This window comes from Arthrobacter sp. MDT2-34-1 (assembly GCF_059091365.1).
This window is the reverse complement of sequence record NZ_JBNHGO010000001.1, coordinates 14,813-30,606: the sequence shown is the minus strand read 5'-3', so window position 1 is coordinate 30,606 and position 15,794 is coordinate 14,813. Positions and strand designations below refer to the sequence as shown.

Annotated in this window: 14 protein-coding genes and 1 tRNA gene; 1 reads left to right on the top strand and 14 read right to left on the bottom strand. The window is 68.5% G+C overall.

Annotated features, from left to right (window positions below):
- Positions 1-40 precede the first annotated feature (40 nt).
- Entirely contained in the window at positions 41-3,472 is a 3,432-nt protein-coding gene (locus AC5RVV_RS00150) for a pyruvate carboxylase (protein WP_493999448.1), read from the bottom strand.
- A gap of 305 nt (positions 3,473-3,777) precedes the next feature.
- Between AC5RVV_RS00150 and AC5RVV_RS00145 the strand changes: the two genes are divergently transcribed.
- On the top strand, positions 3,778-4,617 hold the full coding sequence (locus tag AC5RVV_RS00145; RefSeq protein WP_493999447.1) for a ParA family protein: 840 nt from the start codon (positions 3,778-3,780) through the stop codon (positions 4,615-4,617).
- 140 nt (positions 4,618-4,757) lie between these two features.
- Here the strand turns inward: AC5RVV_RS00145 and AC5RVV_RS00140 are convergent, their stop codons facing one another.
- From AC5RVV_RS00140 to AC5RVV_RS00080, 13 genes are all read right to left on the bottom strand, one after another.
- Positions 4,758-5,354 carry a MerR family transcriptional regulator gene (locus AC5RVV_RS00140; RefSeq protein WP_493999446.1) on the bottom strand — a complete coding sequence of 199 codons (597 nt, stop codon included), beginning with the start codon at positions 5,352-5,354 and terminating at the stop codon, positions 4,758-4,760.
- 229 nt (positions 5,355-5,583) lie between these two features.
- Complete coding sequence (locus AC5RVV_RS00135; protein WP_493999445.1) at positions 5,584-6,087, bottom strand: bifunctional nuclease family protein; 504 nt, start codon at positions 6,085-6,087, stop codon at positions 5,584-5,586.
- An 11-nt stretch (positions 6,088-6,098) separates the two neighbouring features.
- Entirely contained in the window at positions 6,099-6,848 is a 750-nt protein-coding gene (gene ftsR, locus AC5RVV_RS00130; RefSeq protein ID WP_493977983.1) for a transcriptional regulator FtsR, read from the bottom strand.
- A gap of 3 nt (positions 6,849-6,851) precedes the next feature.
- Positions 6,852-7,331: an FHA domain-containing protein gene (locus AC5RVV_RS00125; protein WP_493999444.1), complete on the bottom strand. Its 480-nt coding sequence runs from the start codon at positions 7,329-7,331 to the stop codon at positions 6,852-6,854.
- A 75-nt stretch (positions 7,332-7,406) separates the two neighbouring features.
- Positions 7,407-7,793 carry a glycine cleavage system protein GcvH gene (gene gcvH / locus AC5RVV_RS00120; protein WP_493999443.1) on the bottom strand — a complete coding sequence of 129 codons (387 nt, stop codon included), beginning with the start codon at positions 7,791-7,793 and terminating at the stop codon, positions 7,407-7,409.
- Between the two features lie 141 nt (positions 7,794-7,934).
- Positions 7,935-8,008: transfer RNA gene (locus tag AC5RVV_RS00115), tRNA-Pro, on the bottom strand.
- Positions 8,009-8,109: 101 nt separating this feature from the next.
- The gene (gene der, locus AC5RVV_RS00110) at positions 8,110-9,663 is read right to left on the bottom strand and encodes a ribosome biogenesis GTPase Der (protein WP_493999442.1); all 1,554 of its coding nucleotides are present in this window, start codon (positions 9,661-9,663) and stop codon (positions 8,110-8,112) included.
- 283 nt (positions 9,664-9,946) lie between these two features.
- Complete coding sequence (gene cmk, locus AC5RVV_RS00105; RefSeq protein ID WP_493999441.1) at positions 9,947-10,651, bottom strand: (d)CMP kinase; 705 nt, start codon at positions 10,649-10,651, stop codon at positions 9,947-9,949.
- Entirely contained in the window at positions 10,648-11,715 is a 1,068-nt protein-coding gene (locus AC5RVV_RS00100) for a prephenate dehydrogenase (RefSeq protein WP_494001238.1), read from the bottom strand. Before AC5RVV_RS00100 ends, cmk begins: the two co-directional genes overlap by 4 nt.
- 54 nt (positions 11,716-11,769) lie before the next feature.
- Positions 11,770-13,032, bottom strand: a complete 1,263-nt coding sequence (locus tag AC5RVV_RS00095; protein ID WP_493999440.1) for a pseudouridine synthase — start codon at positions 13,030-13,032, stop codon at positions 11,770-11,772.
- 59 nt (positions 13,033-13,091) lie between these two features.
- On the bottom strand, positions 13,092-13,724 hold the full coding sequence (gene scpB / locus AC5RVV_RS00090; protein WP_493999439.1) for an SMC-Scp complex subunit ScpB: 633 nt from the start codon (positions 13,722-13,724) through the stop codon (positions 13,092-13,094).
- Positions 13,717-14,661, bottom strand: a complete 945-nt coding sequence (locus AC5RVV_RS00085) for a segregation and condensation protein A (RefSeq protein WP_493999438.1) — start codon at positions 14,659-14,661, stop codon at positions 13,717-13,719. Before AC5RVV_RS00085 ends, scpB begins: the two co-directional genes overlap by 8 nt.
- A complete protein-coding gene (locus AC5RVV_RS00080; protein ID WP_493999437.1) occupies positions 14,661-15,551 on the bottom strand; it encodes a ParA family protein in 891 nt (296 codons plus the stop codon). Before AC5RVV_RS00080 ends, AC5RVV_RS00085 begins: the two co-directional genes overlap by 1 nt.
- Positions 15,552-15,794: the final 243 nt, after the last annotated feature.

Here is a 15,794-nt window from a genome sequence, read left to right as displayed (position 1 = left end):
CCGCGGCCCTGCCTGTCTCCTCCCGAAGGTTGCCTCGGGCCTACGCCGGGTCGATGACCAGGAGCAGGTCCCCGCCCTGGACCTGTTCGACGGCGGAGACCGCCAGCCGCGTGACGGTGCCTCCGGCGGGAGCGGTGATGCCGGCTTCCATCTTCATGGCCTCGATGGTGGCCACCGTGTCGCCCGCCTTAATGGTGTCGCCGACCTCGGCGAGGACGGTGACGGCGCCGGCGAACGGAGCCGCCACGTGCCCCGGCTGCGCGGGATCGGCCTTCTCGGCGACCTTGACTTCGGATTCCACGCTGGCGTCGCGCACCATCACATTGCGCTGCTGACCGTTGAGCGTGCAGTGCACGGTGCGCATGCCCTTCTCATCCGGCTCGGAGATGGCCCCGAGCATGGCGATCAGGCGGACGCCCTTCTCAAGCTCGATCACGTGTTCGGTTCCCGGCTGCAGCCCGTACAGGTAGTCCAGCGTGTCCAGCACGGACACATCGCCGTACATGTCCCGGATCTTCTCAAACTCCTTCGCCGGGCCGGCAAACAGCAGCCGGTTCAGGGCCGCGCGCCGGGTCGCCGAATCCGCGGCCAGCGCCGCCGAGTCCTCGGCCGTCAGCTCCTCGTCGCGCCGCTTGATGGTGCGGCCAGCCAGGGCCTTGGTGCGGAACGGCTCGGGCCAGCCGCCGGGAGGATCGCCCAGCTCGCCGGAGAGGAAGCCAATGACGGAATCGGGGATATCGTACTTCCCCGGATCGGACGCGAACTCCTCCGGATCGACGTTTGCGCCGACCAGCTGGAGGGCCAGGTCGCCCACCACCTTGGACGACGGGGTCACCTTCACCAAGCGGCCCAGGATCTTGTCCGCGGCGGTGTACATGTCCTCGATCGCCTCGAACCGCTCCCCGAGTCCCAGCGCGATGGCCTGCTGCCTCAGGTTGGAGAGCTGGCCGCCCGGAATCTCGTGCGCGTACACGCGGCCGGTCGGTCCCGGCAGCCCCGACTCGAACGGGGCATAGACGCGGCGGACCGCCTCCCAGTAGGGCTCCAGCGAGCCGACGGCGGCCAGGTCCAGGCCGGTGTCGCGTTCGGTGTGCGCCAGCGCCGCGACGAGCGCCGACATGGGCGGCTGGCTGGTGGTGCCGGCCATGGCCGCGCTGGCGACGTCCACCGCGTCTGCGCCGGCATCCACGGCGGCCAGCAGCGTCGCCAGCTGGCCGCCGGCCGTGTCGTGGGTATGCACGTGCACCGGCAAATCGAAGCGCTCGCGCAGCGCCGTGACCAGCTTCGCCGCGGCCGCCGGACGCAACAAGCCGGCCATGTCCTTGATCGCCAGGATGTGCGCCCCGGCCTCGACGATCCGCCCGGCCAGCTCCAGGTAGTAGTCCAGCGTGTACAGGTCCTCCGCCGGATCCAGCAGGTCTCCGGTGTAGCAGAGCGCTACTTCTGCCACGGCGGTTCCCGTCTCCCGCACCGCCCGGATTGCCGGCTCCATCTGGGAGACGTCGTTGAGCGCATCGAAGATCCTGAAGATGTCGATGCCGGTGGCGGCAGCTTCCCGGACGAACGCCGTGGTGACTTCCTCCGGGTACGGGGTATAGCCGACGGTGTTCCGTCCGCGCAGCAGCATTTGCAGGCAGATGTTCGGCATCGCCTGGCGCAGCGCCGCCAGGCGCTCCCACGGGTCCTCGCCCAGGAACCGCAGCGCGACATCGTAGGTTGCACCGCCCCACGCCTCGACCGAGAGCAGCTGCGGGGTGAGGGCCGAGACGGCGGGTGCGGCGTTGAGCAGGTCCTTGGTGCGTACCCGGGTGGCCAGCAGCGACTGGTGGGCGTCACGGAAGGTCGTGTCCGTGACCGCCACGGCTGTCTGGGCCCGCAGCTCGGCCGCAAACTTCTCCGGGCCCAGTTGCTGCAGCCGCTGCCGGGAGCCGGACGCCGGAACGGCCGTCAGGGCACCGGTGGCCTCCAGCGCCTGCCTGGCAGGTTCGGGCAGCTTCTCCACCGGTGCCGTGGACACCGGCAGCTCGCCGTGCGGTTTGTTGACGGTGACGTCCGCCAGCCAGGTCAGCAGCTTGGTCCCGCGGTCCGCCGAGACCCGGGCCTTGAGCAGTTCCGGCCGCTCGTCGATGAACGAGGTGGCGACGTTGCCGGCCAGGAAGTCCGGGTCCTCCAGCACCGCCTGCAGGAACGCGATGTTGGTGGAGACGCCGCGGATGCGGAACTCGGCCAGCGCACGCCGCGCGCGGGCGGCCGCCGTCGCGAAGTCGCGGCCGCGGCAGGTGAGCTTGACCAGCATCGAGTCAAAGTGCGGGCTGATTTCGGCCCCGGTGTAGATGGTGCCGCCGTCCAGCCGGACACCGGCGCCGCCGGCCGACCGGTAGGCGGTGACCTTGCCGACGTCGGGACGGAAGCCGTTGGCCGGGTCCTCGGTGGTAATACGGGACTGCATGGCCGTGCCGTTGACGGACACGGCCTGCTGGGACAGGCCCAGGTCGGCCAGGGTCTCGCCCGCGGCGATGCGCAGCTGGGACTGTACCAGGTCGACGTCGGTGATCTCCTCGGTCACCGTATGCTCCACCTGGATGCGCGGGTTCATCTCAATGAAGACATGCTGCCCGGCCCGTTCACCGACCGTGTCTACCAAGAACTCGACCGTGCCGGCATTGGTGTATCCGAGCGCCTGTGCGAACGTGACCGCGTCCCGGTACAGTGCCTGCCGGATGCCCTCGTCCAGGTTGGGTGCGGGGGCGATTTCGATGACCTTCTGGTGCCGGCGCTGGAGCGAGCAGTCGCGTTCGAAGAGGTGCATGACGTTGCCCTGCCCGTCGGCCAGAATCTGCACCTCGATGTGGCGCGGCCGCAATACGGCCTGTTCAAGGAAAACGGTCGGATCGCCGAAGGCCGTGTCGGCTTCCCGCATGGCAGCCGCGAGGGCGTCCGGGAGATCCTTGCGGTTGTCGACCCGGCGCATGCCGCGCCCGCCACCGCCGGCAACCGCCTTGACGAAGATCGGGAAGCCTATCTCCTCGGCTTCGGCCAGCAACTTCTCCGGATCGGCACTGGGCTCGGTGGACTTCAGCACCGGGATCCCGGCCCGGCGGGCCGCCTGCAGGGCATGGACCTTATGACCCGCGAGCTCCAGCACATCGGCCTTGGGGCCGACGAAGGCGATGCCGGCACCGGCAGCGGCGCGGGCCAGCTCGGGATTCTCGGACAGGAATCCGTAACCCGGGTAGATGGCGTCCGCGCCCGACTCCTTGGCGACCCGAATGATTTCGTTGACGTCGAGGTAAGCCCGGACGGGATGCCCCTGCTCGCCGATCAGATACGCTTCGTCGGCCTTCTGCCGGTGGATCGAGTTGCGGTCTTCATACGGGAAGACAGCCACCGTTTTGGCGCCCAGTTCGTAGGCCGCACGGAAGGCCCTGATGGCGATTTCGCCACGGTTGGCTACCAAGATCTTTTCGAACATTTCACTCCTGCATCGTTGCCGGGTCCGGACTTTGGGGGTGAAGCACCGACCGTCCGGCGCCGGCGCCGGCGGACTCAGTGAGCCAAGTCTCACGGACTGCGAGCCGGGCTGGCAAGCCAGTGTTGCACAGATCACGCGCCGCGGCGGTCCTCACGGGCCGCATGTTACGGCGCAAGCTGCGAAACGCCCCGGCGGGGCGGGTGGCACGGTGTGCTGCGGCGCTCCACTTATGATGAATAGGGTGCCGTGAAGACTTATCCGGCGCAGAAGCCCCACGACTCGATACGTTAGGTTTTGGTTTTTACGTGCAAGTAGTGAGCATCAGCAGCCTCAAGGGCGGGGTCGGCAAGACCTCGGTCACGCTGGGCCTGGCCTCTGCGGCGCTGGCAGCGGGAATCCCCACCCTGGTCATCGACTTGGATCCGCATGCTGACGCGACCACGGGATTAGGCGTCAAGCCGTCCCGCCAGACCGACGTCGGCCGGCTCCTCAAGAACGCGCGCAAGGCCGACCTGCGGGCCAACGTCGCCCCGAGCGGCTGGGTGGCCTCGGCGGATCCCGGCAGCGCGCCGGCTTCCGGCCGGAAGGTTCTCGACGTCGCCATCGGCTCCGCCTACTCCGGCATCTACGACCGGCCCGATTTGAGCCGCCGGGACCTGCGCAGGCTTTCGACCGTGCTCTCCCGCGTGAATGACTACTCGCTGGTGCTCATCGACTGCCCGCCGTCGCTCAACGGGCTGACGCGCATGGCGTGGACGGCGAGCACGCGGGTGCTGCTCGTGGCCGAGCCGAGCCTCTTCTCGGTGGCGGGCACCGAGCGCACCATGCGCGCCATCGATTTGTTCCGGGAGGAATTCGCGCCGGACCTGAAGACGGCCGGGGTGGTGGCCAACCGTGTCCGGCCCAGCTCCAACGAACACGGTTACCGGCTGGCCGAAATGAAAACCATGTTCGGCGACCTGCTGCTCTCCCCCACCATCGCCGAGCAGGCGAACTGGCAGCAGATCCAGGGGGCAGCGCATTCCGTCCACCAGTGGCCGGGTGAATCGGCACGGCAGGCGGCCGCGCTTTTCGACGAGCTGCTCAAGAACCTGACCGATTCCGGCCGGATGCGCAGCCGCGCGCTCCGCCGCCAGCCCATCTGACAACAGGTCCCGGCCCGGGCGGCGGGTCCGCCCGGGCCGCACCTTACACACGGGATCGCGATACACGGGATCGCGCCTTTAATCAGCGGGAGGGGCCCCGGTTTCCCGGAGCCCCTCCCGCTGTTATGTCCTGTGTGCGGTCAGCTGATCTTGCGCGCGGCGCGCCGGCGGCTCAGCTCGTCGTCGGGAAAATCCTGTTCCTCTGCGGCATGTTCGCTGGGGAGCTCCGCGAGGCTGCCTTCGACCTCTCGCCACACCCGGCCGACGGCGATGCCGAAGACTCCCTGTCCGCCCTGGACCAGGTCGATGACTTCGTCGGCGGAGGTGCACTCGTACACGCTGGCGCCGTCGCTCATGAGGGTAATCTGGGCCAGATCTTCCACGCCGCGTTCACGCAGGTGGCCAACGGCGGAGCGGATCTGCTGCAGCGAGACGCCGGTGTCGAGCAGTCGCTTGACCACCTTCAGGACCAGGATGTCGCGGAAGCTGTAGAGGCGCTGCGAGCCGGAGCCGGACGCGCCGCGGACTGCAGGTTCCACCAGTCCGGTGCGTGCCCAGTAGTCCAACTGCCGGTAGGTGATGCCGGCTGCCTTGCATGCTGTGGGACCGCGGTAACCGGCGTCCTCGTCCAGCACGGGCAGGTCTTCGGTGAACAGCAAGCCCTGGGCACTTGCGGGTATGGCAGCGCCGGTCTGCAGAGCGTGCGGCATCTCGCCTGCATCACCTTTAGGACTCACGTGAACCCTCCTTGTCGAAGTTCCCTGTGGGGAATGAGCTTCGCAGTCAGCCCAGAGGTCTGGTCTAAGTCTGCCTTGAGATGGCCTGCGGTGCAATGGGAACTGTATGCTTCGACGTTAGAACGGCGGGGGCCGCCGGTCAAAGACGCTGGCCTTTTTGCTGCGGCGTGTCGGATGCCCCGGAGCCGGGCCGGGCGTTTCGGGTGCCGGAACCAGATGCCGGCGACGGCTATTTCTCGAAGTCCTCGGGCTCAACGTCGGCGAGGAATTCCCTGAACTCGCGCAACTGGCTTTCCGCGTTCTCCTGCGCCGGGCCGTCGGATTCCTCGTCGTCGGCCGCTTCGGCGATCTTAACCCCGGCCTCGTCCATTACTTCGTCCGCACAATAGATCGGGCAGGGCACGCGCAGTGCCACCGCGATGGCGTCCGAGGCGCGGGAGCTGACTGTCACCCCGCCGTCAAACACCAGCTCGGCAAAGAAGACGGTGTCCTGGACCGTCACCAGGCGGACTTCGGTGATCCGCCGGCCGAGCACGTCCACGACGTCGCGGAGCAGGTCGTGGGTCATGGGGCGCGGCGGTTTGATGCCCTGCTGGGCGAACGCAATCGCGCTGGCTTCCGGCGCGCCGATCCAGATGGGTATGTGCCGTTCGCCTTCGGTTTCCTTGAGCAGCACCAGCGGCTGGTTCGACGGGAGTTCAATGCGGACTCCGACAACCTCGAGTTCGAGCATGGCTTCTCCGTTCAGCGGTCCATCTGGGCCAGGTGCCCGTGAACCAGCGCCGTATGCAGGTTCAGGCACAGATCGCTGATTTCCTTGGCCGCCTCGGCGGCGCGCGCCCGGGAGGCGACGTCGCGCCGGGACGCCAGCGGGGCCACCGCACGCTCCACCAGCCCGACCTCGCGGTCTGCGGCGGCCCGGAACGGGCGGAGGTGCCGAGGTTCGATGCCATGGCTGCCCAGCTGCCTGCAGGCGCGCACGACCTTGAGTGCGTGTTCGTCGAAACAGGCGTCGTGGGCGTGGATCAGGCCGTAGGCCAGAAGGTCGTCCACGAGTTCCGTGGACGCTCCGCTGGCCTGCAGGAGCTCGGCCCGGGTGAGCGCCCGGCCGCGTCCGTTAAGTTCTGCCGCCAGCGGCTCCGAGACCATCCGGGGGGCCAGAGTCATACCGCCGGGCAGGGCCTCCGGCCGCTCACCGCGATCGATCGCGTCCAGATAATCCTTGATGACCTTGAGCGGCAGGTACTGGTCGCGTTGCAGGGCCAGCACGAAACGGAGGCGTTCTACGTCCTGGCCGGTGTACTTCCGGTAGCCGGCCGGCGTCCGCTGGGGGCTGATCAGCCCCTTTTCCTCCAGAAACCGGATCTTGGAGGCCGTGATCTGCGGGAAATCCTCCGTCAGCTGTTGCAGCACCTCGCCGATATTGAGGACGCTGCTGCGGTACCCCTCCCGGGACGGCCCGAGGGTGCGCCGCGCTGGCTGGGACCCGGGCACGGGTTAGCCCTGCCCCTTTGCCGCCGTGCCTGCGTAGTAGGTCAGGCGGAACTTGCCAATCTGCACCTCATTGCCTGTCCGCAGCTGCAGGCTGTCCACACGGTCGTTGTTCACGTAGGTGCCGTTGAGGCTGCCGGAGTCCACCACCATGAAGCCGTCGCCGGAGCGGCGGAATTCCGCGTGCTTCCGCGACACCGTGACGTCGTCAAGGAAGATGTCCGCTTCCGGGTGCCGGCCGGCGGTGGTGACGTCCTGGTCCAGCAGGAACCGGGCCCCGGCGTTCGGGCCGTCGTGGGCTATCAGCAGCGCCGACCCGGCCGGCAGCGCGATCACCGATGCTTCCTCTTCGCGGGAGAGCCTCGGTTTGGCGACGTGGGCCAGGGTCTGCGGCGGCAAAAAGATGGATGTGGTTTCCGCGTGCGCCTCCGGGTTCCGGCTGTCGCCGTTCCCGTTATCCGTGGCGTTGCGAGCTTCGCCCACCATCAATAGTTCCTCCCGTAAAAATGTAGCGGCCAACCGGTTCAGGACCGGTTGGCCGTCGAGTGGCTCCGGTAGCTCCTAGCCTACCTGCTGTTCATACTCCGGGGCACTGAGCAAGGTCTCCAGCGCCGCCGGATCCGACAGCTTGACCTCCAGCAGCCACCCCTCCCCGTACGGATCGGAGTTGATCAGGGCCGGGTCGGTTTCCAGGGCGTCGTTGACGGCCGCGACCTCACCGCTGACGGGAGCGTAGATGTCGCTGACGCTCTTGGTCGATTCCACCTCGCCGATGACCTCGTTGGCGGTGATGGAGGAGCCGGCTTCCGGCATCTGCACGTAGACCACATCGCCGAGGGCGTCCTGCGCAAAGTCGGTGATACCCAGGCGCACCGTGCCTTCGGCCTCGGCGGCAGCCACCCACTCATGCTCGGCTGTGTACTTCAGGTCGGCAGGAATATTGCTCATCGGTTGCCTTTCTCGCACCATGGACGGCCAGTTGCTCCGGCAAGGATCCGTTCCCCGCCATCGCTGAAAGTATAGGCATACAGGGCCTTGCACAAGCCAATGGAAAAGGGACCCGGTCCTCGCGGACCGGATCCCTTGCTGTCGGGTTGACAGGATTTGAACCTGCGACCCCTTGACCCCCAGTCAAGTGCGCTACCAAGCTGCGCCACAACCCGAAGTTCCGCCTTCATGCAACCGGCGGAACCACCTCAAATACTGTACAGCATTTTTCCCTGCGTCATGACCATCGGGCGCCACCGCGGGCGGCGGGGCCGGGTCAGTGCTTGCGGGACCGCTTCTCGCGCACCCGCATGCTGACCTCGATCGGGGTGCCTTCGAAGCCGAATGTTTCACGCAGCCGGCGGGTGATGAAGCGGCGGTAGCCGGGGTCCAGGAAACCGGTGGTGAACAGCACGAACTTCGGCGGCCGTGAGGAAGCCTGCGTGCCGAACAGGATGCGCGGCTGCTTGCCGCCGCGTACCGGGTGCGGGTGGGCCGCGACCAGTTCGCCCAGGAAGGCGTTCAGGCGGCCGGTGGGGATGCGTTTGTCCCAGGACTCGAGGGCACGGTCCAGCGCCGGGACCAGCCTGTCCTTGTGCCAGCCGGTCTTGGCCGAGATGTTCACCCGGGGCGCCCAGTCCACGTGGGCCAGGTCCTGCTCGATCTCGCGTTCGAGGTACCGGCGGCGGTCGTCGTCCAGCAGGTCCCACTTGTTGAAGGCGAGCACCAGGGCCCGGCCGGAATCGATGGCCAATTGCAGGATGCGCACGTCCTGCTCGCTGAGCACCTCGTCCACGGCCAGCAGCACGACGGCGACCTCCGCCTTTTCGAGCGCGGCCTGCGTGCGGAGCGAAGCGTAGAAGTCCGCGCCTTGCTGCATGTGCACGCGGCGGCGGATCCCGGCCGTGTCAACGAAGCGCCACGTCCGTCCGCCCAGTTCGATCATTTCGTCGACCGGATCGCGGGTGGTGCCGGCGATCGTGTCGACCACTACCCGCTCGCTCCCGGCCAGCTTGTTCAGCAGCGACGATTTGCCGACGTTCGGGCGGCCGATCAGGGCGACCCGCCGGGGGCCTCCCGTGCGCTCGAGTCCCCCGTAGGCAGAGAATTCGGGCAGCACCTCCAGGGCCGCATCGAGCATGTCGGCCGTTCCCCGGCCGTGCAGTGCTGACACGGGATAGGGCTCGCCGAAGCCGAGGCCCCACAGGGCCGCGGCTTCGGCTTCCTGGGCCAGGTCGTCCACCTTGTTGGCCACCAGGATGACCGGTTTCTTCTTGCGGCGCAGCATCTTTACCACGGCCTCATCCGTGGCCGTGGCCCCGACGTTGGCGTCGACGACCAGCAGGACGGCGTCGGCCATGTCCACCGCGATTTCGGCCTGGTCGGCGACGCGGGCGTGGATGCCGCGGGCGTCATGCTCCCAGCCGCCGGTGTCCACCAGGGTGAACGGGCGCCCGTTCCAGTGGGCCGAGTAGGAGACCCGGTCGCGGGTGACGCCGGGGGTGTCTTCGACGACTGCCTCGCGCCGGCCAATGATCCTGTTCACCAGCGTCGACTTGCCCACATTGGGCCGGCCGACGATGGCCAGCACCGGGGCCACCCGGAGCGGTTCGTCGTCGGGGACGGGTTCTCCTGCAGCCGCCAGCAGCGCGGCGTCCTCGTCGTCAAGGTCGTAATCGGCCAGGCCAGCGCGCAGCGACGCGGCGCGCAACTCGGCTTCGTCGTCATCGAGCTCAAGCATGTGCTCGGCGATCTGGTCCTCGCCCGCCGGACGGTATTCCTCGTCGGCCGGCCGATCCGCCGGGGAGGATCCGGGCTGGGTGTCACTCATCGTCTGTTCCTTCTGGGTAGGCAGCAAGCCGGTTGTCGTCGGGGGGCGTGGTTGGCCGGAAGCGGCTGCCCGGTGAACGCCACGCTGTGCCGGACATGGCCGGACAACTGCCGGCGGATCTCTTCGGCTGCAGTGTCAATTGAAACACGCCCGGACGCCGAGGACCGCCTCCGGCAGGTCTGCGGGGAGCCGAACGCCGACTGGTGCGGCACCTTGCTGGCCGGCCTGCCCCACCGCGGCCCCCAACGCACCGGACCGGTGGATCCGCCGTTCGACGGCGGGTTCAGTGTGCGGCATGCCGGACGACGGCGAGCACCGCTTCGACGGTTTGTTCGAAATCCAGATCGGACGAATCCACCGTGAAGACGCCGTCGGCGGCCTCGGAAAAGTTCACCACGGTCGAATCCTTGGCGTCGCGGGCCAGCACCTGCTCGTGCAGGTCGGCGTCGCTCTGCGTTCCGCCCAGCTGGAGGCCGCGCCGGCGCAGCCTTGCTTCTTCGCTGGCGGTCAGCAGCAGCCGCACCTCGGCGTCGGGAGCGACGACCGTGGTGATGTCGCGGCCCTCGGCAACGATCCGACGGCCGGAGTCGGCGATGATCTGCTGCTGGCGCCGGACCAGCTCGGCCCGTGCCCCCAGCGTCGTGGCCACGGCGCTCACGGAGGCGGAGATTGACGGCTTGCGGATTTCGTCGGTGATGTCTGTGGAGCCGATGCGCACGTATTCGTCGTCCGGGTGGGTGCTGATCTGCAGGTCGACGTCCTTGCTGGCCTGTTCGACGGCCGCCGCATCCGCCAGGTCCACACCGGTGTTGACGCAGTACCAGGTCACGGCACGGTACATTGCGCCGGTGTCGAGGTAGGACGCGTGCAGCCGCCGTGCGGTTTCCTTGCTGACGGACGACTTGCCGGAGCCGGACGGCCCGTCGATGGCAACCACCAGCGCCTTGCCCTGCCGGTAACGAGCCATATCCACTTCCGCCGCGCTCATTGCACAACCTTCCATCCACGTGAGGTCAAGTAATCAATTAATTCGTGCCGCTTGCTGGGCAGCACGGCAAGCTCCGCCAGCCCCACCGGCTGGCCCGCCGAGTGCTCCAGGCGCAGGTCTTCCAGGTTGATGCCCACCTCGCCGATCTCGGTCAGCAGGCGGGCGATTTGGCCCGGCGTATCGTCGACCAGGACGGTCAGCCACGCGAACGCCTGCGGCGGAGCGCCGTGCTTGCCGGGAATCCGCGCCTGGCCGGCGTTGCCTTCGCTGATCAGCTTGGCCATGTCCAACCGGGAGCCGTCGGCCTCGGGGTGCTCAAGCGTCCTGATCAGCCGTTCCAGGTCTTCGCGGACACCGTGCAGGATGTCCACGAGCCGGGACGCGTTCGCGCCGAGGATCTGCACCCACAACGCCGGGTCGCTGGCCGCAATCCGGGTGACGTCGCGCAGGCCCTGGCCGGAAAGGGACAAGGCATGCGCCGGCGTGTCCTGCAGCCGGCTGGCCAGCAGCGAGGACATCACTTGCGGCAGGTGCGAGATCAACGCCACGGCGGCGTCATGTTCGTCGGCCGACATGTGGGAGACCACCGCGCCCAGGTCGATCGCCAGCGCGTGCGCGGTCTTCACCGCCCCCGGCGAGGACAACTCCGACGGGCACAGGACCCACGGCATCGACGTGAAGAGCTCGCCGCGGGCGGCGACGGGGCCGGATTTTTCCCGCCCCGCCATCGGGTGGGTACCCACGTAGCGGCCCAGGTCCGCCTCCGCCAGGTCCGGGTCCTTGGCCAGCGCCTCGAAGACGGCCGTCTTGACGCTCGCAATATCCACGACGACGGCGTCCGGGTAGTCGCGCAGCGCGCGCGACACGACGGCGGCGGTGACGTCCGGGGGCGCCGCGACGACGACCAACTGGGGCTCCACCCTCTCGCCGGCAGGCAGGATCCGGCCGGCACCGATATCCTGCGCCACGGCCTGGGCCGACGGCGAGGGGTCCGAGAGCAGCACGTCGATGCCGCGGGCACGCAGGCCGAGCCCGATGCTGGCTCCGAGCAGGCCGGTTCCCATCACCAGGACCGGCCCGGACAGGTGGGTTGCCTGCGCGTGTGCCGGGTTCACCGGCTACATCCCCACCAGGGCCAGCAGGTGCCCTGCTTCCTGGCGGCCGAGGGCGCGGATGCTGCCCTGTCGCTGGTCGCCCAGCCGGATGGGGCCGAACTGGATCCGGACGAGCCGTTCCACGGGGTGGCCGACGGCGTCAAACAGCCGCCGCACGACGCGGTTCTTGCCCGAATGCAGCACGACTTCCACCAGGACGTGTCCCGGCGTCGAGTCGACCAGCTTGAACGAATCGACCGAGGACACGCCGTCTTCCAGCTCGATCCCGGATTTCATCCGCGCCCCGACGCCGTGCGGCATCGGCCCGCGGACCTGCACCAGATACGTCTTGGGGACCTCGTAGGACGGATGGGTGAGGCGGTTGGCGAGTTCGCCGTCGTTGGTCAACAGCAGCAGGCCTTCGGTGGCCTGGTCCAGCCGCCCCACATGGAACAGCCGCTGGCCCTGCTGCGGCTTGAGGTAGTCGCTGATGCAGGGGCGTCCCTCCGGATCCTCCATGGTGGAGACAACACCCTTTGGCTTGTTGAAGACCAGGTAAGTCAGCGTTTCATCCATTTGGACGCGGATGCCGTCCACATGGATGACCGCGCGGGACGGGTCGACGCGCACGCCAAGTTCGCGCACGGTCACGCCGTCCACCTCGACCCGGCCGGCCTGGATCAATTCCTCGCACACCCGCCGGGAGGCCACGCCCGCACCGGCGAGCACCTTCTGCAGGCGCACGCCCTCGGGATCGTGCAGCTCGGAGGCCGCCCCCGCTCCCGCCCGCGAGGGACGGTCCGGGCGCCTGACCGGTCCGAGGTTCTGGCCGAACCGCTCCCGTCCGAAGGGCCGCGGCCCGGCGGGACGCTGCGGCTGCCCGCCGCGTGACTTGCCGGCGCCGGCCTTGCCCGCAGCCTTGCCGCCGGTCTTGCCGCCGGCCGGTTTGGCCGGCTTTCCTTGGCCCGGGCCGGCCGTCGACGGCTTGCGGCTCCCGTGCTTGGCCGCACCGGGCTCCGCCGGGCCGCGGCGGGCACCGGGCTGACCGGTGCCCGTGCCGAACTCGTTGCGGCCCTGGTCCCGTCCGGCCGACCCGGAGCGGCCGCCGCCCGGCTTGCCGGCACCGGTCCGGCCGGCGCCGCCGGTCCCCTGACCGGGCCGGCCACGTCCCTGGGCGGAACCGCCCTGCGGACGGCGCTCGGCATCGTCCGCACGGCGGCCGTCGCCGGGACGTTTTCCGCCGCGGGGGTTGTTCCGTCCGGAGCCGGAACGAGGCGGTTGTGTCATGGTGGATCCTTACCCGTGGAAACTACTGCAATGGTCTGCTGCTGCCGGAGGCCGGCAGCCTAGAGCGAAGCGTCGTCGTACTCGGACAGGTTTTCCAGTCCCGGCAGATGCGGGGCGATCTCCGGCAGTTCGCCGATGCTTCCTATCCCCAATCTTTCCAGAAAATAAGAGGTGGTCCGGTACAGGACCGCTCCGGTCTCCGGATCGGTGCCGGAATCCTCGATGAGGCCGCGCTGGGTGAGCGTGCGCACCACGGAATCGACATTGACCCCTCGGATCGCCGAAACCCGGGCCCGCGAGACCGGCTGCCGGTAGGCGATGACGGCCAGCGTCTCCAAGGCGGCCTGGGTCAACCGGGCCGTCTGGCCTTCCAGCACGAAACGGGACACCAGCGGCGCGAAATCGCTGCGCGAGAAGATCCGCCAGCCGCCGGCGATGTGGCGCAGCTCAAAGCCCCGCGGCTCCGCGGCGGGCCGCCCTTCGGAGGGGACGCCGCCGTCGTAATCGCGCTGCAGGTCCAGCAGCAGGGCCTGGACGGTGCCCACCGGAAGGGCCAGCGCTGTGGCCAATTCCACATCGGTGGCCGGTTCGTCGATAACCATCAGGACCGCTTCCAACGCGGCCCGGGCACCGCCCGGCAACCGTTCCACATCGACCTCGGGCCCCGCCGTCTCCTCCTGCGGATCAGTCATCGCGTCCCTCCGTTGTGTCCGCGGCCGTGTCCGCGGCCGGGGCGTTGTCATATTCCTCGCTGAGGTTGGCGCCGGTCCATTCCGCGTCCGGCCCGGTCCAATGGACCGTCAACTCGCCGAGCGGCGCAACCTGGTTGAAGGCGATGACGCCGTCGCGGAACATCTCCAACAGCGCCAGGAAGCGGGCAACCACCACCAGCGCGCCGTCCGCGTCGTCGGTGAGCGCCCGGAACGTCAGGGGCGGGCCTGCCTGCAGTCGCGCCCCAAGGATCGCCGCCTGCTCCTTCACGCTGACCGGCGGCGCGTGCAGGTGCGAGAGCCCGACTTGGGTCGGCGCGGGCTCCTTGGGCTCCAGGGCTTTGGCCGCAAGGGCGGCAAAGTCCGCCAGGGGCGTGCGCCAGACGAGCTCGGGCAGCAGCGCGGCGAACTGCGGCTCCAGCGCGACCTGCCGCGGGAATCGTTCGGCCTCCCGGGCCAGGCGCTGGCCGAGCAGGGCCGCGATTTCCTTGAAGGCCTTGTACTGCAGCAGCCGGGCGAAGAGCAGGTCCCGGGCCTCGAGCAGGGCGATGTCCTCGTCGTCCTCCACCTCGCCGGTGGGCAGCAGCCGGGCGGCCTTGAGGTCCAGCAGGGTCGCCGCGATGACGAGGAACTCGCTGGCTTCGTCCAGGGCCTTGTCGTTGCCATCGGCCTGGAGGCGGCGGATGTAGGAGATGAACTCGTCCGTGACGCGGGCAAGCGCCACTTCGGTGATGTCCAGTTCGTGCTTGGAGATCAGTCCCAGCAACAAATCGAACGGTCCGCTGAAGTTGTCCAGCGTGACGGCGAAGCCTGCCGGCTTCCGGTCGCCCTCCTGGTCCGGGACGCCGGGCACGGTGTCCTGCCCTGCCGGGAGGCCGCCTGCCGGCACCGTCCCCGCCGGCGCCGGCGCCGGCGTCATCAGGGGGCGCCGCCGCGGGCGATGAGCTCCTTGGCCAAGTCGCGGTAGGCGGTCGCGCCGGCGTGGTTGCCCGCGTAGCTGGTGATCGGTTCCGCGGCGACGGTGGCGTCGGCGAACTTGATGGTGCGTTTGATCACGGTTTCGAAGACCTTGTCGCCGAAGGCTTCCAGCAACCGGCCGATGACCTCGCGGCTGTGCAGGGTGCGGGCGTCGTACATGGTGGCCAACACGCCGTCGATCTGCAGGCGCGGGTTCAGCCGGTCCTGGACCTTCTCGATGGTCTCCACCAACAGCGCCACCGCGCGCAGCGCGAAGAACTCGCAGATGAGCGGAATGATCACGCCGTGGGCCGCGGTAAGCGCGTTGACGGTCAGCAGGCCCAGCGAGGGCTGGCAGTCAATCAGGATGACGTCGTAGTCGTCCTCGACCTTGCGCAGCGCGTGGGCCAGGACCTGCTCGCGCGCCACCTCGTTGACCAGCTGCACTTCCGCGGCCGAGAGGTCGATGTTGGCCGGCAGCAGGTCGATGTTTTCCACGTCCGTGGGCTGGATCGCCTCGCGGATATCGGTCTTGCGGTCCATCAGCACGTTGTAGACGGTCAGGTCCAGCTCATGCGGATTGGTGCCAAGCCCCGCCGACAGGGCGCCCTGCGGGTCGAAGTCGACCAGGAGGACCTTGCGGCCGACCTCGGCCAAGGCGGCGCCGAGGTTGATGGTGGACGTGGTCTTGCCGACGCCGCCCTTTTGGTTGACCATTGCCACGATGCGCGCGGGGCCATGGGACGTCAGGACGGGCGGTTCAGGGAACTCGGTCAGCGGCCGCCCGGTCGGGCCCAGGACATCCTCGTCCGCTTGCCGCAGAGTGGTTGTCGAACCTTGTTCGCTGCTCACGTATCTAACCCAGCTTCCATCGTTTCGCTGCCGTTCTTCTTCCTGACAAGGTTACAGTGACCGTCCCGTTATCGATCGACAGGCCGCTGATGATCGGCGAGCCTTTAGCTTCAAGTAGAGGTCTAAGGTTTACGCTTCGCCGTCGGGGAATAAGGGCACGGCCGACGACGGCGAGGAATCGGCATGTATACAGAAGCGAGCATTTTCCGCGATGTGTCCCGCTTTTCCCGCAGCTGTGTATAC